This is a genomic window from Aquamicrobium zhengzhouense (genome assembly GCF_016124105.1).
Lineage (GTDB): Bacteria > Pseudomonadota > Alphaproteobacteria > Rhizobiales > Rhizobiaceae > Aerobium > Aerobium zhengzhouense.
Map to the genome: position 1 here is coordinate 64,897 of NZ_JADGMQ010000001.1, position 20,326 is coordinate 85,222.

The 20,326-nt window shown below is 60.0% G+C and carries 17 protein-coding genes; all 17 read left to right on the forward strand.

The window, feature by feature from the left end:
- Nucleotides 1–166 precede the first annotated feature (166 nt).
- Complete coding sequence (mraZ, locus tag IOD40_RS00295) at nucleotides 167–634, forward strand: division/cell wall cluster transcriptional repressor MraZ (protein WP_198473149.1); 468 nt, start codon at nucleotides 167–169, stop codon at nucleotides 632–634.
- Nucleotides 631–1,641, forward strand: a complete 1,011-nt coding sequence (rsmH, locus tag IOD40_RS00300) for a 16S rRNA (cytosine(1402)-N(4))-methyltransferase RsmH (RefSeq protein WP_198473151.1) — start codon at nucleotides 631–633, stop codon at nucleotides 1,639–1,641. The genes mraZ and rsmH overlap by 4 nt, the downstream gene beginning before the upstream one ends.
- Nucleotides 1,638–2,021: a cell division protein FtsL gene (ftsL, locus tag IOD40_RS00305; RefSeq protein WP_233713778.1), complete on the forward strand. Its 384-nt coding sequence runs from the start codon at nucleotides 1,638–1,640 to the stop codon at nucleotides 2,019–2,021. Before rsmH ends, ftsL begins: the two co-directional genes overlap by 4 nt.
- Nucleotides 2,018–3,730 carry a peptidoglycan D,D-transpeptidase FtsI family protein gene (locus IOD40_RS00310; protein ID WP_198473153.1) on the forward strand — a complete coding sequence of 571 codons (1,713 nt, stop codon included), beginning with the start codon at nucleotides 2,018–2,020 and terminating at the stop codon, nucleotides 3,728–3,730. Before ftsL ends, IOD40_RS00310 begins: the two co-directional genes overlap by 4 nt.
- A gap of 46 nt (nucleotides 3,731–3,776) precedes the next feature.
- Nucleotides 3,777–5,228 (forward strand): UDP-N-acetylmuramoyl-L-alanyl-D-glutamate--2,6-diaminopimelate ligase, encoded by a 1,452-nt coding sequence (locus IOD40_RS00315; RefSeq protein ID WP_198473155.1) that lies wholly within the window; start codon nucleotides 3,777–3,779, stop codon nucleotides 5,226–5,228.
- Complete coding sequence (locus IOD40_RS00320; protein WP_198473157.1) at nucleotides 5,225–6,670, forward strand: UDP-N-acetylmuramoylalanyl-D-glutamyl-2,6-diaminopimelate--D-alanyl-D-alanine ligase; 1,446 nt, start codon at nucleotides 5,225–5,227, stop codon at nucleotides 6,668–6,670. The genes IOD40_RS00315 and IOD40_RS00320 overlap by 4 nt, the downstream gene beginning before the upstream one ends.
- Nucleotides 6,671–6,694: 24 nt before the next feature.
- A complete protein-coding gene (gene mraY, locus IOD40_RS00325) occupies nucleotides 6,695–7,777 on the forward strand; it encodes a phospho-N-acetylmuramoyl-pentapeptide-transferase (RefSeq protein ID WP_198473159.1) in 1,083 nt (360 codons plus the stop codon).
- A 2-nt stretch (nucleotides 7,778–7,779) separates the two neighbouring features.
- Nucleotides 7,780–9,180 (forward strand): UDP-N-acetylmuramoyl-L-alanine--D-glutamate ligase, encoded by a 1,401-nt coding sequence (gene murD, locus IOD40_RS00330; RefSeq protein WP_198473160.1) that lies wholly within the window; start codon nucleotides 7,780–7,782, stop codon nucleotides 9,178–9,180.
- Complete coding sequence (gene ftsW, locus IOD40_RS00335; RefSeq protein WP_198473162.1) at nucleotides 9,180–10,334, forward strand: putative lipid II flippase FtsW; 1,155 nt, start codon at nucleotides 9,180–9,182, stop codon at nucleotides 10,332–10,334. Before murD ends, ftsW begins: the two co-directional genes overlap by 1 nt.
- 2 nt (nucleotides 10,335–10,336) lie before the next feature.
- Nucleotides 10,337–11,464, forward strand: coding sequence for an undecaprenyldiphospho-muramoylpentapeptide beta-N-acetylglucosaminyltransferase (gene murG, locus IOD40_RS00340; RefSeq protein WP_198473164.1), 1,128 nt, complete (start codon nucleotides 10,337–10,339; stop codon nucleotides 11,462–11,464).
- A complete protein-coding gene (gene murC, locus IOD40_RS00345) occupies nucleotides 11,461–12,861 on the forward strand; it encodes a UDP-N-acetylmuramate--L-alanine ligase (RefSeq protein ID WP_198473166.1) in 1,401 nt (466 codons plus the stop codon). Before murG ends, murC begins: the two co-directional genes overlap by 4 nt.
- Complete coding sequence (gene murB / locus IOD40_RS00350; protein WP_198473168.1) at nucleotides 12,858–13,826, forward strand: UDP-N-acetylmuramate dehydrogenase; 969 nt, start codon at nucleotides 12,858–12,860, stop codon at nucleotides 13,824–13,826. The genes murC and murB overlap by 4 nt, the downstream gene beginning before the upstream one ends.
- Nucleotides 13,827–14,111: 285 nt before the next feature.
- Nucleotides 14,112–15,038, forward strand: coding sequence for a D-alanine--D-alanine ligase (locus IOD40_RS00355; RefSeq protein WP_198473170.1), 927 nt, complete (start codon nucleotides 14,112–14,114; stop codon nucleotides 15,036–15,038).
- On the forward strand, nucleotides 15,035–15,919 hold the full coding sequence (locus IOD40_RS00360; RefSeq protein WP_233713779.1) for a cell division protein FtsQ/DivIB: 885 nt from the start codon (nucleotides 15,035–15,037) through the stop codon (nucleotides 15,917–15,919). The genes IOD40_RS00355 and IOD40_RS00360 overlap by 4 nt, the downstream gene beginning before the upstream one ends.
- Entirely contained in the window at nucleotides 15,916–17,229 is a 1,314-nt protein-coding gene (ftsA, locus tag IOD40_RS00365) for a cell division protein FtsA (RefSeq protein ID WP_198473172.1), read from the forward strand. Before IOD40_RS00360 ends, ftsA begins: the two co-directional genes overlap by 4 nt.
- Before the next feature lie 69 nt (nucleotides 17,230–17,298).
- Complete coding sequence (gene ftsZ / locus IOD40_RS00370; protein ID WP_198473174.1) at nucleotides 17,299–19,038, forward strand: cell division protein FtsZ; 1,740 nt, start codon at nucleotides 17,299–17,301, stop codon at nucleotides 19,036–19,038.
- A gap of 235 nt (nucleotides 19,039–19,273) precedes the next feature.
- On the forward strand, nucleotides 19,274–20,224 hold the full coding sequence (lpxC, locus tag IOD40_RS00375) for a UDP-3-O-acyl-N-acetylglucosamine deacetylase (protein ID WP_198473176.1): 951 nt from the start codon (nucleotides 19,274–19,276) through the stop codon (nucleotides 20,222–20,224).
- Nucleotides 20,225–20,326: the final 102 nt, after the last annotated feature.

Sequence of the window (20,326 nt, forward strand, 5' to 3'; positions counted from 1 at the left end):
ATCGGTTCCTGTTCGAGTTCAGCGTTCCCCGAAGTTGCCCGCCCGTCAGCGTGGCAGCGCAGGTGTGCTGTGCCGAGAAGGATTCCCGAGGAGGCGCGGGAAAGGTCAATCGGCGGCGCGTGCGGCAGCATGCAGCCCGACGCGGCAAAGGCGGTGGCAGCAGGGAATGGACCGGTTTCTTTCGACCGCGACCAACAAGATCGATTCGAAGGGGCGGGTTTCCGTTCCTGCGCATTTCCGCGCCGTCGTCGCCAAGCGTGGTTATCAGGAGCTGTACGCTCTGAAGGCGCTGGATCGCCCTGCGCTGGATGTGGGTGGGCTCGATTTGCTGGACAGATACGAGGAGCGCATCGCGATGGAGGATCCATTTCTCCAGTCTGCGGACGACATGTCTTACTTCGTGCATGGCGACAGCGATTTTCTCAAGCTGGATCAGGATGGGCGCATCACAGTCTCCGAATTCATTCGAGCGCACACAGGAATCACGACAGAAGTCGCCTTTGTGGGGCGCGGTACATTCTTTCAGATGTGGGAGCCCGCTCGCCTCGCCGAATATGGCGCGCAGGTGCGGGCTCGGTTGCTGAAGATGCGGCAGGCCGCATCAAACGAGATTTCGAACGGGGGCACGGAATGATGGCGGGTCGCGGCGAAATGGGAGCCGCAGGCGGACCGACCCGTCACATTCCGGTCATGCTGCGTGAAGTTCTGGCAGCGCTGCAGCCGCAGCCTGGTCAGATTGTCGTCGACGGTACGTTCGGTGCCGGTGGGTACACGCGTGCTGTGCTCGCAGCTGGGGCGCAGGTCATTGCGATTGACCGCGATCCCGACGCAATTGCCGCCGGGCGCGAGTTGGAGCGCGAGGCCGCGGGAAAGCTCAAACTGGTCCATCGCCCGTTTTCGGAGCTTGATCAGGTTTCAGACGAACTGCTTGATGCGGTCGTGCTCGACATCGGCGTCTCGTCCATGCAGCTGGATGAGGCAGAGCGCGGGTTTTCGTTCCGCAATGATGGGCCGCTCGATATGCGCATGGCCCAAAGCGGACCGAGTGCAGCGGATGTGGTCAACCGGTTCAAGGTAAGCGACCTCACCCGTATCATCGGAATTTACGGCGAGGAGCGCCACGCCGGACGCGTGGCGCGCATGATCGAAAAGCGCCGGGAGCAGCGTCCTTTCGAACGGACCCGGGATCTGGCTGAAGCAATCGGTAACGTCGTCGGGCACAATCCGCGCGAAAAAATCCACCCCGCTACCCGCGCATTTCAAGGATTGCGGATCTTCGTGAATGACGAACTCGGGGAGCTTTCGCGCGCTTTGTTCGCTGCCGAGCGCGCGTTGAAGCCGGGTGGACGTCTTGTGGTCGTCACCTTCCACTCGCTGGAAGATCGCATCGTGAAGAAGTTCTTCGCCGAGCGCTCCAGCCAGGCCTCCGGATCGCGCCACATGCCCGCAGCTCACTTGAAGGTTCCGACGTTCGAAAAGCCTAGCAAGGCAATTGCGGCGAGCGAAGAAGAAGCCTCCATCAATGCGCGGGCGCGCTCGGCGAAGCTGCGCTGGGCCGTGCGGACGGCGGCAACTCCGCGCGACGAGGATGCGTCGATCTTCGGCCTGCCGGTCCTGCCCGATATTTCAGGAGCGAAATGATGCGCATGTTCCGGATCACCGATATCGTGCTGGTCATTGCGATGGTGGGGGCTGCCGCGTTCACCTACACCACCAAGCATGCTGCCGAGGCTGAATACGCCAAGATCCGCAAGCTGGAAGCGGCGATCCGCCTTGAAGAAGAATCGATCGACCTTCTCAAGGCCGATTGGAGCCTGCTGACACAGCCATCTCGCCTGCAGAAGCTGGCCGACCGCTATTATGACGATTTGCATCTGGTGCCGATCGAGCCGCACCAGATTGCCGAGTTCAATGAGTTGCCAGAGCGTGTTCTGCGCATTGAAGAACTGCTCGGGGGCACAGAGGCAACGGCGAATACACAGGGTGTCGATGATCTGACGACAAGCGGGGTGCAGGAATGATCGGCCGCTGGCGCAAAAAGAAGCTCGAGACGGATCTGTCGAGCGAGCCCATCGTCGTTGAAGGGTTTGCCAAGGGCAGCGGAGGCCGCGCACGCAACCGTGTCCGCATGACGATGCTCGTCTTCTTTTCGATCTACGCGGTGATCGGCGGACGACTGGTGTGGCTTGGTAGTCAGGAGCTTGAAGCCGGGGGCCCCGGGCCATCCCGAGTCACCACCTCTCGTCCGGACATCGTGGATCGAAACGGCGAGGTCTTGGCGACCGACCTGAACACGGCTTCGCTGTTCGCAGAACCGCGGCGCATCGTTGACGCGGATGAGGCGTTGGAAAAGCTGCTCACGGTTCTCCCGGACCTCAACATCGAGCAGACCTACAATCGTCTGAAGAGCAATGCCGGTTTCATCTGGCTTCGTCGCCAGCTGTCGCCAAGCCAGCAACAGGCAATCATGCAACTCGGCATTCCGGGGATCGGTTTCCGGACTGAAAAGCGTCGTTTCTATCCGGGTGGCCCAACGGCCGCTCACATTGTCGGCCTTGTCAATATCGACAATAAGGGCATCGCCGGCATGGAAAAATACATCGACGAACAGGGGCTTTCCGACCTGCAGGATGCCGGTCTTGCCAATCCCAAGGATCTGGAGCCGGTCAAGCTGTCCATCGATCTGCGGGTCCAGCACATCGTGCGCGACGAAATTGAGCAGGCGATGGAGCGCTACAAGGCGATCGCCGCAGGTGCTGTCGTGCTGAACGCGCGCACCGGCGAGGTTCTTGCAATGGCCTCGGTCCCGGATTTTGACCCCAACAATCCGTACAACGCGCACGAGAAGGACCGCCTCAACCGGATGTCTGCTGGCGTGTATGAGATGGGGTCGACCTTCAAGGGCTTCACGGTCGCCATGGCGCTGGATGCGGGTACGGCCAATCTGAACAGTCGGTTCGATGCTACCCGGCCGATCCAGATCGCGCGTCACACTATCCGCGATTTCCACGGCAAGAACCGTGTGCTGACAGTTCCAGAGGTGTTTATCTACTCCTCGAACATCGGCACCGCTCGGCTGGCTGAAACCGTCAGCATCGACCATCACCGTGAGTTCTTCCGCAGGATCGGGCTTCTGGAGCGCATGCAAACGGAGCTTCCGGAAGTGGCGCGACCAACCGAGCCTGCCGAATGGAAGCGCATCAACCAGATCACGATCTCGTTCGGGCACGGCGTCGCAACGACACCCTTGCAGACTGCGATGTCTGCCGCCGCAATGGTGAATGGTGGCAAGCTGATCCAGCCGACCTTCCTGCCTCGCACCGTTGAGGAGGCGGACAGGGTTGCCGATCCCGTCATCAAGCCGGAGACCAGCGAGATGATGCGCTATCTTTTCAGACTCAATGTGACGAAGGGATCGGGAAGCCGGGCCGAGGTTCCAGGCTATTTCGTGGGCGGAAAAACGGGCACGGCCGAGAAGGTGGTCAATGGCCGCTACGTCAGTGGCAAGCGCTTTAATGGCTTCCTCGGCGCGTTTCCTGCTCATGACCCTGAATATGTCGTTCTGGCGATTTTGGATGAGCCGCAGCGCGAGAAGCCCGGAACTGGCGCAACGGCAGGCTGGAATACGACCTATATGGTCAGCAACATTATTCGCCGTTCAGCCACGCTGCTTGGCGTGAAGCCCGATTTCGGCCATGAAAGTGATGCCCTGCTCGTATCTTCACAATGATTCTTGCCGGGCAGGGGTGTCCAACTAAACGGACCGAACGATAGCGATGAAGCTCAACCAGATATCCGGTGTTCCCTCACACGTTTCACTTCCGCAGGAAGTTGAGATCGTGGGGATCGCCTCAGACTCACGTCGCGTGGAGCCCGGCTTCCTGTTCGCGGCACTGGAGGGCACGAAGCTCGACGGCTCTTCGTTTGTTGAAGATGCCGTCCGTCGCGGCGCGTCCGCTGTTCTGGCAAAGACAGGAGCCATCAAAGCCGCACTCAGCGTGCCACTCATCGAAGTCGATGAGCCCCGGCAATCACTGGCAAAAACGGCAGCGACTTTCTTCAAGGCGCAGCCTCAGACGATGGCTGCCGTGACCGGAACGAGCGGCAAGACTTCAGTCGCCTCGTTCACTCGCCAGATATGGGCCTATGCAGGCTTCGCAGCAGCCTCGATCGGTACAACGGGCGTGATCGCCCCCGGGCGCGAAGAATATGGTTCGTTGACGACGCCTGACCCCATCGCCCTGCATCAGCTCCTTAGCGAACTTGCTGCATCAGGCGTGACACATACGTCGGTCGAGGCTTCGAGCCACGGCCTTGACCAGTATCGCCTTGACGGAGTGAAGCTCGCAGCGGGCGCGTTCACGAACCTTGGCCGCGACCACATGGATTATCACCCATCCGTCGAGGAGTATCACTCGGCGAAGATGCGGCTGTTCCGTGAGCTGCTCCCCGCGTCGGCCCCCGCTGTGATCTTCGCGGATGATCCTTGGTCCGAACGCACGATCGCATGCGCACGAAGTGCTGGTCTTGAGATCCTCACCGTTGGCCGTGCAGGCACGTTTCTCGAACTCAAGCGCGTTGAGCATGAGCGCAATCGTCAGAGGGCAGAGATACAGATTGGCACCGAACTCTACGAGATTGATTTGCCGTTGGCTGGCGATTTCCAAGTCTCGAATGCGCTGGTGGCTGCAGGGCTTGCAATTTCAACCGGCGTCGATTCCGCAAAAGCGATGGCTGCATTGGAGCACCTGAAGGGGGCTTCTGGCAGGCTCGAATTGGTTGGCTCCACCAAGGATGGTGCGCCGGTTTACGTGGACTACGCTCACAAGCCAGAAGCACTGGAAAACGTGCTGACAGCAGTGAGGCCATTCACGACCGGGCGCGTAATTGTCGTGTTTGGTTGCGGCGGTGATCGTGACCGGGGGAAGCGCCCGATAATGGGGGAGATTGCATCTCGCTTGGCCGACGTGGCGATTGTGACAGACGATAATCCGCGGACCGAAGAGCCCGCCTCCATTCGTGCAGAGATACTGGCCGCATCACCCGACGCGATCGAGATTGGCGACCGGCGCAAGGCCATCAGGGAAGCTGTCTCGATGCTTCATGCTGGCGATACCTTGATTGTTGCCGGCAAGGGCCATGAAGAAGGGCAGACCATCGGCAGCGAGACGCTACCGTTCTCCGATCATGAGGAGGTACGTTCGGCGCTGCGGGAGATGGCCACATGAACTATCTCTGGCGATCTGAGGCACTTTATCGGGCTATGGGCGGCCGTCCGCTCGGGAACCACCTGCCTGAAGGCATCACCGGCATCTCGATTGACACCCGAAGCCTGAAGCCCGGCGAGGCGTTTTTCGCCATCAAGGGCGACATTCATGACGGCCACGACTTCGCCACCTCTGCAGTCAAGGCCGGGGCGGGATTGTTGGTGGTATCCGAGCAGAAACTGCCAGCTCTCGGGCGTATCGCCGCGCCGTTGATCGTCGTCCCTGACGTTCTTCGCGGCCTTGAGGCACTCGGCGTTGCAGCGCGTGCCCGTTCTCGTGCGCGTGTGATCGCGGTTACCGGCTCGGCTGGCAAAACCACGACCAAAGAGGCGCTCCGGCTTGGCTTGTCTGCCTGCGGAAAGGTTCATGCGTCGGACAAATCCTTCAATAACCATTGGGGCGTGCCGCTGACGCTGGCACGGATGCCCGAAGATACCGATTTCGCAGTCTTTGAAATTGGTATGAACCACCCGGATGAAATCCGTCCGCTGGTGAAGATGGTTCGTCCGCATATCGCCATGGCGACTCTGATCGCTGCGGCACATCTGGGGCATTTTTCCAGCCTGGAAGAAATCGCCGACGCGAAGGCAGAGATATTCGAGGGCGTGGAGAAGGGTGGTCACGCTCTTATCAATCGTGACGACGCGATGTGGAAGCGGCTGGATACCGCTGCAAGGCAGGCGGGCTTGCAGCATGTCTGGAGCTTTGGCGAGCATCAGCGGGCCACGTTCCGTCTGGTTGACTGGGTGCAGGATTATGCCGGCGCGGAAATCGTCGCCAAGATGGCAGGCAAGGAATTTCCGGTTCGTATCGGTGCGCCCGGCAGGCACATGGTGCAGAATGCAATCGCAGTGCTCGGCGCTTCCTACCTTTCGGGAGCAGACGTCACCAAGGTTGCCAGTGCGCTGGCGCGGCTTCAGCCTGAGGCTGGGCGGGGCCGGCGTCATTTGCTTTCGCACCCTCAAGGCGGCGAGTTCCTGCTGATCGACGAGAGCTATAACGCCAACCCTGCATCGATGCGCGCGGCGCTTGATTTGCTACGCGTTGCCCCAATTAGCGAGGGCGGGCGCAGGATCGCGATCTTGGGTGACATGCTGGAACTTGGCGAGCATTCGCGTGAGCTTCACGCAGACCTGAAAGATCCGCTCCTCACCGCAGGTACTGATCTCTCCTTCCTGACAGGCTCGGAGATGTCTGCACTCGCGGCACAATTGCCTCCCGGCGCTTGCGCACATTTTGCGAATGTCGCGGAGCTAATTCCGGCTGTTATCGACACCGTGAGCCCGGGCGACGTCGTCGTGGTCAAATCCTCTAACGGCATTGGCTTTTCGAAGCTGGTTGCCGCCCTTTTGCAGCAATTCCCGGCAGCACCCACTGCCGACCCTACACAAATTGAAGCCTGATCGGTTCGCGAGGAAACAAGTCGAATGCTGATGCTGCTCGTTGGACTCGCTGAACAGGTCTCGGCGCTCAACGTCTTTCGTTACATTACCTTCCGTACGGGCGGCGCACTGATTACGTCGGCGCTGATCGTGTTCATGTTCGGTCCCGCGATCATCGACTCGCTGCGCTTGCGGCAGGGCAAGGGCCAGCCCATCCGTGCCGACGGCCCGCAAACCCACTTCAAGAAGGCTGGCACTCCAACGATGGGCGGCCTGATGATGCTGGTCGGCATCGTCGGTGCAGTCCTTCTTTGGGGCAATTTGGCGAGCCCGCTGGTCTGGGTTGTCATGATGGTGACGCTCTGCTTCGGCGCAATCGGCTTCTATGACGACTATCTCAAGGTTACCAAGCAGTCGCATATGGGCTTTTCGGGCAAGGCCCGCCTTGCAGCCGAGTTCGTCGTCGCCGGCGTTGCAGCATGGGTGATCATGAGCGTTGGCAATGAGCCGTTCTCTTCCTCGGTGACGTTTCCCTTCGTGAAAGACTTCGTCATCAATCTCGGGATTTTCTTTATCCCGTTTGGCGCGTTCGTAATGGTTGGCGCTGGAAATGCGGTCAACATGACGGATGGTCTTGATGGCCTTGCGATCGTTCCGGTCATGGTCGCTGCGGCATCGTTTGGCGTCATTGCGTATCTTGCCGGTAACGCCGTCTTTGCCGACTATCTCCAGATCCACTTCACCCCCGGCACAGGCGAACTGTCAGTCGTGCTTGGTGCCGTTATTGGGGCCGGCCTTGGGTTCCTGTGGTTCAACGCGCCTCCAGCTGCCATCTTCATGGGGGATACCGGCTCTCTGGCCTTGGGTGGCTTGATAGGTGCTGTTGCGGTTGCCTCCAAGCATGAGATCGTCCTGGCCATCATCGGCGGCCTGTTTGTGGTCGAGATCATGTCGGTGATCATCCAGGTCGCCTGGTTCAAGCTTACGGGCAAGCGCGTTTTCCTGATGGCACCGATACACCACCACTTTGAAAAGCTGGGGTGGACGGAAAGTCAGGTCGTGATCCGCTTCTGGATCATTGCCGTGATCCTCGCGCTTATCGGCCTCTCCACGCTGAAGTTGAGGTAGACATGACGCCAGCTACTACCTTCAAAGGTCGCAACGTTGCCCTGTTCGGGCTAGGCGGTTCGGGTCTTGCGACTGCGAAGGCGCTGGTCGCTGGCGGCGCGAAGGTGCAGGCTTGGGATGATAATCCGGACAGCGTTGAAAAGGCGCGCGCCGAGGGTGTTCCAGTGGCGGATCTGTCTCAGGCAGACTGGTCACAGTTTTCCTCTTTCATCTTGTCGCCGGGTGTGCCGCTGACGCATCCGCGACCTCATTGGTCAGTCGATCTTGCCGATGCGGCCGGCGTCGAGATCATTGGTGATGTCGAGATGTTCTCGCGGGAGCGCGCTGCGCTCGCGCCGGACGCTCCGCTGATCGCGATTACCGGTACCAACGGGAAATCAACCACTACCGCGCTCATCGCTCATATCCTGAAGAATGCAGGCCGAGACGTTCAGATGGGTGGCAATATCGGCCGCGCGGTGATGACGCTTGATCCACCTGCAAGCGGACGCCACTACGTCATCGAGTGCTCGTCCTACCAGATTGATTTGGCGCCTTCGCTTGCGCCCACAGCAGGGATTTTGCTGAACCTGACGCCCGATCACCTCGATCGGCATGGCACGATGCAGCACTATGCCGAGATCAAGGCGCGACTCGTTGCGGGGAGTGAAACTGCCATCGTCGGTGTCGATGACAGTTTCACTGTCCAGATCGCTGATCGCCTCATGGGTGAAGGCGCGGATGTCATACGTATTTCGAAACAGGCACCTGTTGAACCGGGCTACTTTGCCGACGGAACGGCGCTTTTCGAGCAGCGCAAAGGATTGAAACGCGAGGTCGCTTCTCTTGAAGACGTGGGATCGTTGCGTGGGCAGCACAATGCACAAAACGCGCTCGCCGCAATTGCTGCCTGCCTGAAAGTCGGTCTCACCGAGCAGGAAATTCAGTGCGGCATAGAGAGTTTCCCGGGCCTTGCTCATCGGATGGAACAGGTCGGATGGCACGGGGACGTTCTGTTCGTGAACGACTCGAAGGCAACCAATGCTGAGGCTGCGGCTCCTGCCTTGTCGAGTTTTTCACGCATCTACTGGATTGCGGGCGGTTTGCCCAAAGAAGGCGGCATCGAAACTCTCCATCCCTATTTTTCTCGGATCGCCAAGGCATACCTGATCGGCGAAGCTGCCCCGTCTTTCGCTGCGACGTTAGGTGCCGAGGTGAATTACGAGATTTCGGGAACGCTCGCGACCGCTGTCGAGCACGCGGCCGCCGACGCGATGAATGACCGGAGCGGTCAAGCGGTCGTCCTGTTGTCGCCGGCTTGCGCCAGCTTTGACCAGTTCAGAAATTTTGAGGTTCGTGGTGACGCCTTCCGGGAGGCGGTGCTGGCGCTAGGTGACGTTCAACCTGCAGGAGGAAAACTCTGATGGTCAGTCGCGTTGACAGAGGAGCCGTCGCCAATTGGTGGTGGACTATCGATCGCTGGTTCCTGGCCGCATTCCTCTCGTTGATGGGGCTGGGCCTTGTCCTTTCATTTGCCGCATCTCCTGCTGTGGCCGAACGCATCGGGCTCGACAGCTATCACTTCGTCACCCGGCAGTTCATGTTCATGCTTCCGGCGATCGCCGTAATGCTGTTCGTCTCGTTCTTTGATGCACGCCAGGTACGCAGGCTGGCTTTGCTGATGCTCATTGGCTCGCTGGTTCTGACAGTCGCAGCGCTGTTTTTCGGGGTTGAGGTCAAGGGATCGCGCCGATGGATCCATATCCTGGGGATTTCGGTGCAACCTTCCGAGTACCTGAAGCCCGGCTTCGTGGTTATTTGCGCTTGGCTTTTTGCGGAGCAAGGTCGTCGCTCGGACATTCCGGGTAACCTTTTCGCTATGATCCTCCTGGGACTCGTATTGGCGCTTCTTGCAGCGCAGCCTGACCTCGGTCAGACGCTCTTGGTCCTTGCCACTTGGGGCGTGATGTTCTTCATGGCAGGCCTGCCTTGGTTCTGGATCATCGTGCTGGGTGGCGCATCGATCGGGATCGGTCTTGGCGCCTACCTGGCATTCCCGCACGTTGCGGGACGAATTGACCGGTTCCTGACCGGTGAGGGTGACACCTTTCAGGTGGATATGGGCCGTGAAGCCTTGCTGCGCGGCGGCTGGCTGGGCCAGGGCCCGGGTGAAGGGACGGTCAAACGTATCCTTCCTGATAGCCATACCGACTTCATCTTCTCAGTTGCCGGAGAGGAATTCGGCATCGTCGTGTGCATGCTTATCGCAGCTCTCTTCGCGTTCGTTGTGCTGCGAGGACTTAGCATGGCGATGCACGACAAGGACGATTTCTCGCGCTACGCGGTCGGAGGCCTCGTCGTCCTCTTCGGCCTGCAATCAATCATCAATATGGGCGTGAACCTCCAGCTTCTGCCTGCCAAGGGCATGACCCTGCCATTTATATCCTACGGAGGATCTTCGCTGGTTGCCGTTGCGATCTCGATGGGCATGGTGCTGGCGCTGACGCGGCGCGATCCGTTGAAGCGCCTAAAGATGAGCCGCGCTCCCTACGGACGGCAGGTTCAGCCGGCGGAGTAATTATGAGCGGTGATACGATATTGCTAGCTGCCGGTGGTACCGGCGGCCACCTTTTCCCTGCAGAGGCCTTGGCGCATGAGCTTGGTGCGCGCGGTTGGCAGGTTCATCTGGCGACCGATAATCGAGCCGACCGTTTTGCCGGTTCCTTCCCCGCGGTCGAGATCCACCAGATCGCTTCTGCAACCATTGGTTCCAAGAATCCGCTGGCTCTTGCCCGGGCGTTCTGGTCGATTTGGACGGGGGCGAGGCAGGCGGGAAAGATCATCAGGAAGATCAAACCCAAGGCCGTGGTCGGCTTCGGTGGTTATCCGACCCTGCCTCCAGTGTGGGCAGCGACGAGAAGAAGTGTACCAACGCTGATCCACGAGCAAAACGCAGTGATGGGACGAGCCAACAAAGCGCTCGCGCCACGCGTGTCGGCGATCGCGGGAGGTTTTTTGCCGCAGGGCAGCGGTACATATGCGTCAAAGACCGTCACCACAGGCAATCCGGTGCGTCCGGCAGTGATCGACGCCGCGCGGGTGCCCTATGAGCCGGCATCACCCGGGGGCGAATTCAGGCTTCTCGTGTTTGGCGGTAGCCAGGGCGCGCAGTTCTTTTCGGACGCGCTACCGGGCGCCATCAGGCAGATCGCTCCCGAGATGCGCAAGCGTCTGAAGGTGACGCAACAAGCGCGTCCGGAAGATCAAGAAACGGTGCGCAAGGCTTACGCCGAGCTCGGCCTGACGGCTGAAGTTGCTCCCTTCTTCACCGACATGGCCTCACGCATAGCCAGTGCACATCTCATTGTGTCGCGCTCAGGTGCATCAACTGTCTCGGAAGTCGCGGCGATAGGCCGTCCTGCGATCCTGGTGCCTTATCCTCATGCTCTCGATCATGATCAGGCAGCCAATGCAGCTTCTCTTGCTGCAGCAGGCGGTGCTGAAGTCTGCCAGCAGGGCACTCTGACCCATGATGTTCTGGCACAAAAGCTGACACGCTACATGCAGGACCCGTCGGGGTGCGCGCGTATTGCTGCTGCAGCGCGAAGCGTTGGCAAGCCGGATGCAACAGAGTTGCTTGCGGACCTCGTGGAGGTTATTGCATCGGGGAAATCCATAGAAGCGTTTGAAGGAAGGATGCGCGCATGAAGATGCCGCAGACAATCGGCGTCGTGCACTTCATTGGCATCGGCGGCATCGGAATGAGCGGCATCGCGGAGGTGCTTCACACGCTCGGCTACAAGGTTCAGGGCTCCGACCAGGCCGACAGCCAGAATGTGCAGCGTCTGCGTGAGAAGGGCATTGACTGCATGGTCGGCCACCGGGCCGAAAACCTCGGGGATGCCGAGGTGGTCGTGGTGTCCACTGCCGTCAAGAAAGACAATCCCGAGCTGGTTGCGGCAAGGGAAAAACTACTTCCAGTTGTCCGCCGCGCAGAGATGCTGGCTGAGATTATGCGCTTCCGGAACGCGATTGCCATCGGCGGAACCCATGGCAAGACGACGACCACTTCGATGGTTGCAGCGCTTCTGGATGCCGGTGGCCTCGATCCGACCGTGGTCAATGGCGGCATCATCAACGCCTACGGGACGAATGCTCGCATGGGCAATGGCGACTGGATGGTTGCTGAAGCCGATGAGAGCGATGGCACCTTCCTGAAGCTTCCGGCAGATGTCGCAGTCGTCACGAACATCGATCCGGAACACCTCGATCATTACGGCTCCTTCGACAAGGTACGCGACGCGTTCCGTCAGTTTGTCGAGGGCGTGCCTTTTTATGGTTTCGGTATCATGTGCATCGACCATCCGGAGGTGCAGGCGCTGGTCTCCAAGATCGAGGACCGACGGGTCATCACCTACGGTGAGAACAAGCAGGCCGATGTGCGTTTCTCGAATCTGCGCATGGAAGGGATCGTCTCGGTATTCGACGTCACGATTCGCGACCGGAAGCTCGACCGCGTGACCGAGATTGAGGGATTGCGCCTGCCCATGCCGGGCCTGCACAATGTTTCGAACGCGACTGCCGCCATTGCTGTGGCGCACCAGCTCGGTATCGGTCCCGAAGAGATCCGGACGGGGCTTGCCGCGTTCGGTGGCGTAAAGCGGCGCTTTACCCACACGGGCTCGTGGAACGGCGTCGAGGTGTTCGACGATTACGGACACCATCCTGTAGAGATCAAGGCCGTTCTCCGTGCGGCACGCGAGGCATGTGAGGGGCGTGTCATCGCCATTGCTCAGCCGCATCGCTATACCCGCTTGCGCGATCTGTTCGACGAGTTCGCCTCCTGCTTCAACGATGCCGATACCGTGCTGATAAGCCCGGTCTATCCGGCGGGGGAGGAGCCAATTGAAGGCGTGGATGCAGAGGAGCTCGTTTCGCGTATACGGGCTGGCGGTCATCGCGATGCCCGACATATCGAAGGTCCGGCCGCCATACCCGCAGCAGTGAAGGAACTGGCTCAGCCTGGTGATTTTGTTGTCATGCTCGGCGCAGGGAATATCACGCAATGGGCCTATGCCCTCCCGGGTGAATTGGAAGCGCAATGACAACGACTGGAACGGAACTGCTTGCAAGGTTGGGCGATGGCGTCTCGGGATTGCGCGGTCGTCTGACGGCCGATGCGCCGATGGATGCCATTACCTGGTTTCGCGCTGGCGGAACTGCTGACCTGCTGTTCCAGCCTGCCGATGAGGATGATCTCGCGGCGTTTCTCAAAATGCTGCCCGAGGATGTCCCGGTTCTCGTGGTTGGCGTCGGATCCAATCTGCTGGTCCGAGAAGGCGGGATCCGCGGCGTCGTGATCCGGCTGTCGGCAAAGGGGTTCGGTAGTGTCGAGCACCTTGGTGGCAACCGGTTGCGTGCCGGTGCTGCCTGCCCGGACAAACGCCTGGCAGGCGCAGCGCTTGAAGCCGGGATCGGCGGTTTCCATTTCTACTATGGAATTCCGGGCTCGATTGGTGGCGCGTTGCGCATGAATGCCGGTGCCAATGGGGTCGAGACGCGTGAGCGCGTCGTTTCTGTTCGTGCACTGGATCGAAAGGGCGAGCTGCACATTTTCAGCAATGCCGAGATGGGCTACGGCTATCGTCACTCTTCGATGGCGAAAGACCTCATTTTTGTCAGCGCGGACTTCGAGGGATATCCGGAGGATCGTGAAACGATCCGGCGCGAGATGGACGCGGTTCAGAGCCATCGCGAGACGGTTCAGCCGATCCGGGAGAAGACGGGTGGCTCGACATTCAAAAATCCGGAAGGCAGTTCTGCCTGGAAGGAAGTTGACAAGGCTGGCGCTCGCGGACTTATGGTGGGCGGCGCGCAGATGTCGCGGATGCACTGCAACTTCATGATCAACACCGGCTCTGCGACGGGCTACGATCTCGAAATGCTGGGAGAAACGGTCAGGGCTCGTGTCCTTGCCAATTCAGGCGTGCGTCTTGAATGGGAGATCAAGCGGATCGGCGACTTTCTGCCAGGCAGAGAAGTCGAGGAGTTCCTCGGTCAGAAGAGCTAAGGACTTACCCTGCGTTAGATGCCATCAGAAAGCGGGCCTGTTGGTCCGCTTTTTGCATTGTTGCTGAAACGTTCCGCGAATTCCCTAAAATTGTATCGAAATGTGAATCGCGGCTGAATCTCAAGGGCTTGCCACGGAATCCAACCTCTGATTCCTTAAGGGTCGAATCGTTTCCTGATTTGGGTCGAGCGTGTTTGGGGCGCTGGCGGCTGCGGTCGCCGGGCATCTTGGATTCAACTCTGCGAAACAATGGAATGCGGCCGGCGCAACGAGGGGATTCCGAGCATGGCGAGAAAGCACGTAGCCGTTTTGATGGGCGGTTTTTCCTCGGAACGGCCAGTGTCGCTTTCCTCGGGGAATGCTTGTGCAGACGCGCTCGAGGCCCAAGGTTATCAGGTCTCGCGAATTGACGTCGGCCGTGATGTTTCGTCGGTGCTTGCCGAGGTTCGCCCGGATGTGGCGTTCAACGCGCTTCATGGGCCATTTGGCGAGGATGGCACCATCCAGGGTATCCTCGAGTACCTGGAGATCCCGTACACCCATTCCGGCGTTCTTGCTTCCGCTCTTGCGATGGACAAGCAGCTCGCCAAGGAGGTCGTGAAGGCGGTTGGTGTTCCGGTTGCCGAATCGATGGTCATGTCGCGATTCGATATTGGCTCGGAGCATCCCATGGCTGCGCCCTATGTCGTTAAGCCCGTCAATGAAGGGTCAAGCTTCGGTGTCGTGATCGTCAAGGAGGATCAGTCGAATCCGCCGCAAGTCATCGGTTCTTCCGAGTGGAAATATGGCGATACCGTAATGGTTGAGCGCTACGTTTATGGGCGTGAGTTGACCTGCGCTGTGATGGGTGATCAGGCCCTTGGCGTGACGGAGATCGTTCCGCTGGGTCACGCCTTTTATGATTACGACTCCAAATATGTCGCAGGGGGATCAAAACACGAATGCCCCGCGAAAGTTTCACCGTTTATTTACCAAAAAATACAGACACTGGCGCTTAAGGCACATCAGGCAATTGGCTGTCGCGGCGTATCGCGTTCCGATTTCCGCTTCGATGACCGTCATTCCGAAAATGGCGAGTTGATCTGGCTGGAAGTGAATACGCAGCCCGGCATGACGCCCACGTCCCTGGTGCCAGAGATTGCCGCTGCGGCGGGGTATTCATTTGGTGAGTTGTTGAGTTGGATGGTGGAGGACGCGTCTTGTTTGCGTTGAGGCCCGGACGTGGTGATGGCGGGTTCGTGCTGCCGCGCTCTATGCGCAGGCCGGCGCGCTTCGTCTCGCGCTTCATCTCGGGTGAGGTCGAGGCTCCTCCGTATCTGATGCTCGCGCTGTCTGCTGCGCTGATTGGCGGCTTCTCGGTCTACGGTATGGTTGCAGGTGGGCATACCTCCAGCGTGTTGCAGGCTGTCACCGCGCGAACCGGGTTTGCTATCGATGAGATCCGCGTCGCCGGAAATGTCGAGACTTCGGAAGTCGATATTTTCGATCGTGTCGGGCTGGATGGCTACACCTCTCTTATCGGTTTCGATGCTGAGGAGGCGCGTAAGCGTATTGAGAGCTTGCCGTGGATTCAGAGTGTCGAAGTTCGCAAGGTCTACCCCGCGACACTGGAAGTGGCAGTCACTGAGCGTCAGCCGTTTGCGATCTGGCAGCGCGGTAGTCTCCTGTCGCTGGTTGAGGAGGATGGTTCGGTCATTGCTCCTCTCGCGGGCATGCAGCACGTCACGCTTCCCCTTGTGGTTGGTTCAGGTGCTGCTGAGGCGGCTGCTGGTTTTGTGGCCAAGGTTGCTGAAGTGCCGGGGCTGGCATCGCGCGTACGTGGTTACGTCCGAATCGCTGAGCGTCGCTGGGATCTGCACCTGCACAGCGGGCTGACAGTGAAGCTGCCCGAGAAGGACGTTGAAGCTGCGCTGCGCGAACTGGTCGAGCTCGATCGCGAGCATGATCTGCTGACCCGCGATGTGGAGGTCGTGGACATGCGATTTGCTAATCAGGTCGTAGTGAAGTTGTCCCCAGATGCAGCGTCGGCGCGGGCTGTCTCAATGAAAGAGCGTCTCGGTAAGCATTATCGCCCCGCGGAGCGTCGCACATGAGCTGGTTTCGCGGAAAATCTGACGCTTCTCTCGGGCGCTCGGGCATCGTGACGGTGCTCGATGTTGGATCTACCAAGGTTTGCTGCGTCGTCGGTCGATTGAAGCCGTGCGAAGAGAGCGAGCGGCTGCCAGGGCGCACACACAAGGTCAAGGTGATTGGCATTGGCCACCAGAAGTCTCTGGGTGTGAAGTCGGGCGTCATCGTTGATCTTGCGCAGGCCGAGCAGGCTATTCGGCTGGCTGTCGATACTGCTGAGCGCATGGCTGGCGTAACCGTGGAATCGCTCCTCGTAAACGTTTCCGCCGGGCGGCTGGGCAGCAACGTCTTTTCCTCGACCGTCAATCTTGGCGGGCATGAGGCAGGCGCGAGCGATATCAAGCGAGTGCTTGCAGCTGGCGCAAAGCAGGCCATGCGCGCTGAACGTGAGGTGATACACTCGCTGCCGATCGGCTTTTCGCTGGATGCCGAGCGCGGGGTTCGCGATCCTTCCGGCATGATCGGTGACGTTCTTGGCGTCGACATGCACGTTCTGACCGCGGATGCAGCTCCGTTGCGCAACCTCGAGCTCTGCGTCAATCGTGCGCATCTTTCCGTGGAGCGCATGGTGGCGACACCATATGCGAGCGGGCTTGCGACCCTCGTCGATGACGAGGCGGAGATGGGCGCGGCTTGCGTCGACATGGGGGGCGGGACGACCACCATTTCCATCTTCGCAGAGGGCAAGTTCGTGCATGCTGAAGTGATTCCGATTGGTGGCCTCCATGTCACAATGGACCTGGCCAAGGGATTGTCGACGCGTCGCGAATATGCCGAGCGCCTCAAGGTGATGCACGGTTCCGCCTTGCCGGCGACCGGTGATGACCGCGACATGGTCACCGTCCATCCGATGGGTGCTGATGATGGCGAGTCGCCGCAGCAGGCACCGCGGGCAATCATGAACAAGATTATCCGTGCACGCGTCGAGGAGACGCTCGAGCTTGTGCGGGACCGGTTGAACAAATCCGGCTTTGGCGGCGTGATCGGGAAACGCGTCGTGTTGACCGGTGGTGCAAGCCAGCTTGCGGGTCTGCCCGAAGCAGCACGGCGTATTCTTGCTCGTAACGTGCGGCTGGGGCGGCCGCTCGGCGTGACGGGCCTTCCGGAGGCTGCGAAGGGACCGGCGTTTGCGACGACGGTTGGCCTCCTGATCTATCCGCAGATGGCGGGTTTTGAGAGCCGAAGCGGGAAGGGGGGTGGCCTGCCTTTCAGGGCCACTGGGACCGGCGGTCGGCTTCAGCGTGTCAGTCAGTGGTTGCGAGAGAGTTTTTAAAGGATCAACGGAGCCAGGCTCCGTGTTCCGCGGCGGCGAGCAGCGGGAAAAGGTAAAAGGACGAGGACAATGACCATCAATCTTCAGAAGCCGGACATCACCGAGCTCAAGCCGCGCATCACCGTTTTCGGTGTTGGAGGCGGTGGCGGAAATGCCGTCAACAACATGATCACGGCCGGCCTGCGCGGCGTGGAATTTGTGGTCGCTAACACTGATGCACAGGCGCTGACGACATCGAAGGCAGAGCGCCTCATTCAGCTGGGTGCGCATGTCACGGAAGGCCTGGGTGCAGGCTCTCAGCCGGAAGTCGGCCGTGCGGCGGCTGAAGAGTGCCTCGATGAGATCGTCGACTACCTCACCAACACGCATATGTGCTTCGTCACCGCCGGTATGGGCGGCGGCACGGGTACCGGCGCAGCTCCGGTGGTCGCACGCGCAGCCCGCGAGAAGGGTATCTTGACGGTTGGCGTGGTCACCAAGCCGTTCCACTTCGAAGGCGCACGACGCATGAAGACTGCGGACCTCGGCATCGAAGAACTGCAGAAAAACGTCGACACCCTCATTGTCATCCCGAACCAGAACCTTTTCCGTATCGCCAACGACAAGACCACCTTCGCTGACGCTTTCGCGATGGCTGACCAGGTGCTCTACTCTGGCGTTGCCTGCATCACCGACCTGATGGTCAAGGAAGGTCTGATCAACCTCGACTTCGCAGACGTTCGCTCCGTCATGCGCGAGATGGGCAAGGCCATGATGGGCACCGGCGAAGCCTCCGGTGAGGGCCGTGCGATGGCCGCTGCAGAAGCAGCTATCGCAAATCCGCTGCTCGACGAGACGTCGATGAAGGGCGCCAAGGGCCTGCTGATCTCGATCACCGGCGGCCGCGACCTGACCCTGTTCGAAGTCGACGAAGCAGCTACCCGCATCCGTGAGGAAGTCGACCCGGACGCGAACATCATCCTCGGCGCGACTTTCGATGAGGAGCTTGAAGGCGTCATCCGTGTTTCGGTCGTTGCGACCGGCATCGACAAGTCTGCAATCGAGATCAACACGCCACCGATCATGGTACGCCAGCAGCCGGTGCAGGTTCAGCAGCGTCCGGCGGTGGCCGCCGCCACCCAGCAACGTCCCGTAGAGGTCCGTCAGTCTCCGGCAGCACCGTCGCCGGCGGCTCCGGTCTCAGCACAGGCAGCGCGCGCGGTTGACCCGGTCGCCGAGGCGATCCGTGTAGCAGAGGCCAATGTCCAGATGGCAGCGGAAGCAGCGCCTGCACCGGTCGCACAGGCACCGGTACAGCAGCCCGCGCCGGAATTCCGTCCGATGAGCAACCTGTTCAAGCAGCCGGCAGAGCAGCAGCCGGTGGCCGCAGCCCCCGTCGCTCCTGTAGCAGCACCGGTCGCAGCTCAGCAGGCGGCACCGGTTCGTGCGGAAGTGGCACCGCAGGTGGAAGCAGCGCAGCCGCGTATGCCGCGGGTCGAGGATTTCCCGCCAGTTGCACGCGCTGAGATCGAAGCCAGCCGCGCTGCACAGCCTGAGCAGGAAGACCGTGGGCCGATGGGCCTCCTGAAGCGCCTGACGGCTGGCTTGTCCCGCAGGGAAGAAGAGACTGCACGCCTGCAGCCGGCACAGCCGCGTGAGCCGCGCCTTCGTCAGCCGGCCCCGGAAGCGCGTCGTGCGCCGGATGCGCAGCTTTACGCACCGCGTCGTGGACAGCTCGACGATCACGGCCGGATGTCGGTACAGCCGCGTGTCCACCAGGAAGAAGATCAGCTGGACATCCCGGCATTCCTTCGTCGTCAAGCTAACTGACCTGAATGTACTGATTTGAAAAGGCGGGCTCTCGCGGCCCGCCTTTTTTCGTGTGTTGCTCGACTTGCCGGCGTTAACGTTTTGTTATCGAGCGTAACAACCGGAAAGAAACAGTGATTTGGTCAGGGGCGGGGCCCTCGCTATTTTCCGCCCGACATTGATTGGCAAAGTGCGTTTCGGAGCGCCTCTTTGCGTGGGGCCACAACCTGCCTTTGGTGGCCCGTCGGACCAGAATATGAGGACCGAGTTGTACGACTTCCAGACGACGCTCAAATCGCGCGTATCCCTTTCCGGTGTTGGCGTACACAGCGGCCAGCCTGTAAGTGTTCACTTTTCTCCTGCAGATCCCGATACCGGTATCGTCTTCACCCGCGTCGACACCGACGGTAATACGGTTGAGATCCGTGCCCTCTCGTCAGAGGTGGGCTCGACGGACCTCTGCACCGTGCTGGGTGATCCTGCGGGCACTTACGTTGCGACGGTAGAACATCTTCTTGCGGCAGTGACGTTTGCAAGCATCGATAATGTCCTCATCGAGATCGATGCCAATGAGGTTCCGATCCTGGACGGAAGTGCCGGACCCTTTGTTGAGGCTTTCGATCAGGCTGGAATTGAGGTTCAAGCTGTTCCGCGTCGATACATTCGCATTCTGAAGAACGTACGAATCGAGAGCGGTGCCTCTTGGGCTGAGTTCCGTCCTCATGATGGCACTCGCTTCGAGGTGGAGATCGATTTCGAAGCACCTGTCATTGGCAGGCAGTTCTTCGCCCTGGACGTTACCCCCGCATCGTTTCGTGCAGAGGTCGCTCGTGCGCGCACCTTCGGTTTCATGAGGGACGTGGAGAAGCTTTGGGCGGCTGGCTACGCACTTGGTTCCTCACTCGAGAACTCCGTCGTGATCGGAGAGGACAACACTGTCGTCAACATGGAAGGGCTGCGCTACCCCGACGAGTTCGTGCGCCATAAGATGCTTGACGCGATGGGCGACCTGTCGCTTGCGGGAGCTCGTTTCATTGGCTGTTTCCGTTCCTATCGCGGGGGACACAAGCTTAACGCAAATGCTCTGCGTCGCCTGATGACAGATCCGACCGCCTATGAAGTGGTGGAAGCACGCCGACCTTCGAGCGGACGCCGTGCCGAGATGGTGGCGGTTAACGCTCCGGCTTTCGCGCCCTGGGTGCTCTAGGCTTCGTTTTTGGACCGCCGCGTCTGAACCACGCCACAAAAAAGCACCATTGCGCCCTGACAACGTTGCCGAGCGAGCGCTGTTAGACTAAGACTGCCGCGA

Excerpts from the sequence above, each read along its gene's own strand:
- mraY (WP_198473159.1), top strand. The coding sequence starts at position 6,695 with ATGCTGATGCTGCTCGTTGGACTCGCTGAACAGGTCTCGGCGCTCAAC.
- IOD40_RS00320 (WP_198473157.1), top strand. The coding sequence starts at position 5,225 with ATGAACTATCTCTGGCGATCTGAGGCACTTTATCGGGCTATGGGCGGC.
- ftsZ (WP_198473174.1), top strand. The coding sequence starts at position 17,299 with ATGACCATCAATCTTCAGAAGCCGGACATCACCGAGCTCAAGCCGCGC.
- IOD40_RS00310 (WP_198473153.1), top strand. The coding sequence starts at position 2,018 with ATGATCGGCCGCTGGCGCAAAAAGAAGCTCGAGACGGATCTGTCGAGC.
- IOD40_RS00315 (WP_198473155.1), top strand. The coding sequence starts at position 3,777 with ATGAAGCTCAACCAGATATCCGGTGTTCCCTCACACGTTTCACTTCCG.
- ftsL (WP_233713778.1), top strand. The coding sequence starts at position 1,638 with ATGATGCGCATGTTCCGGATCACCGATATCGTGCTGGTCATTGCGATG.
- ftsW (WP_198473162.1), top strand. The coding sequence starts at position 9,180 with ATGGTCAGTCGCGTTGACAGAGGAGCCGTCGCCAATTGGTGGTGGACT.
- murB (WP_198473168.1), top strand. The coding sequence starts at position 12,858 with ATGACAACGACTGGAACGGAACTGCTTGCAAGGTTGGGCGATGGCGTC.
- murG (WP_198473164.1), top strand. The coding sequence starts at position 10,337 with ATGAGCGGTGATACGATATTGCTAGCTGCCGGTGGTACCGGCGGCCAC.
- rsmH (WP_198473151.1), top strand. The coding sequence starts at position 631 with ATGATGGCGGGTCGCGGCGAAATGGGAGCCGCAGGCGGACCGACCCGT.
- murC (WP_198473166.1), top strand. The coding sequence starts at position 11,461 with ATGAAGATGCCGCAGACAATCGGCGTCGTGCACTTCATTGGCATCGGC.
- ftsA (WP_198473172.1), top strand. The coding sequence starts at position 15,916 with ATGAGCTGGTTTCGCGGAAAATCTGACGCTTCTCTCGGGCGCTCGGGC.
- murD (WP_198473160.1), top strand. The coding sequence starts at position 7,780 with ATGACGCCAGCTACTACCTTCAAAGGTCGCAACGTTGCCCTGTTCGGG.
- lpxC (WP_198473176.1), top strand. The coding sequence starts at position 19,274 with ATGAGGACCGAGTTGTACGACTTCCAGACGACGCTCAAATCGCGCGTA.
- mraZ (WP_198473149.1), top strand. The coding sequence starts at position 167 with ATGGACCGGTTTCTTTCGACCGCGACCAACAAGATCGATTCGAAGGGG.
- IOD40_RS00355 (WP_198473170.1), top strand. The coding sequence starts at position 14,112 with ATGGCGAGAAAGCACGTAGCCGTTTTGATGGGCGGTTTTTCCTCGGAA.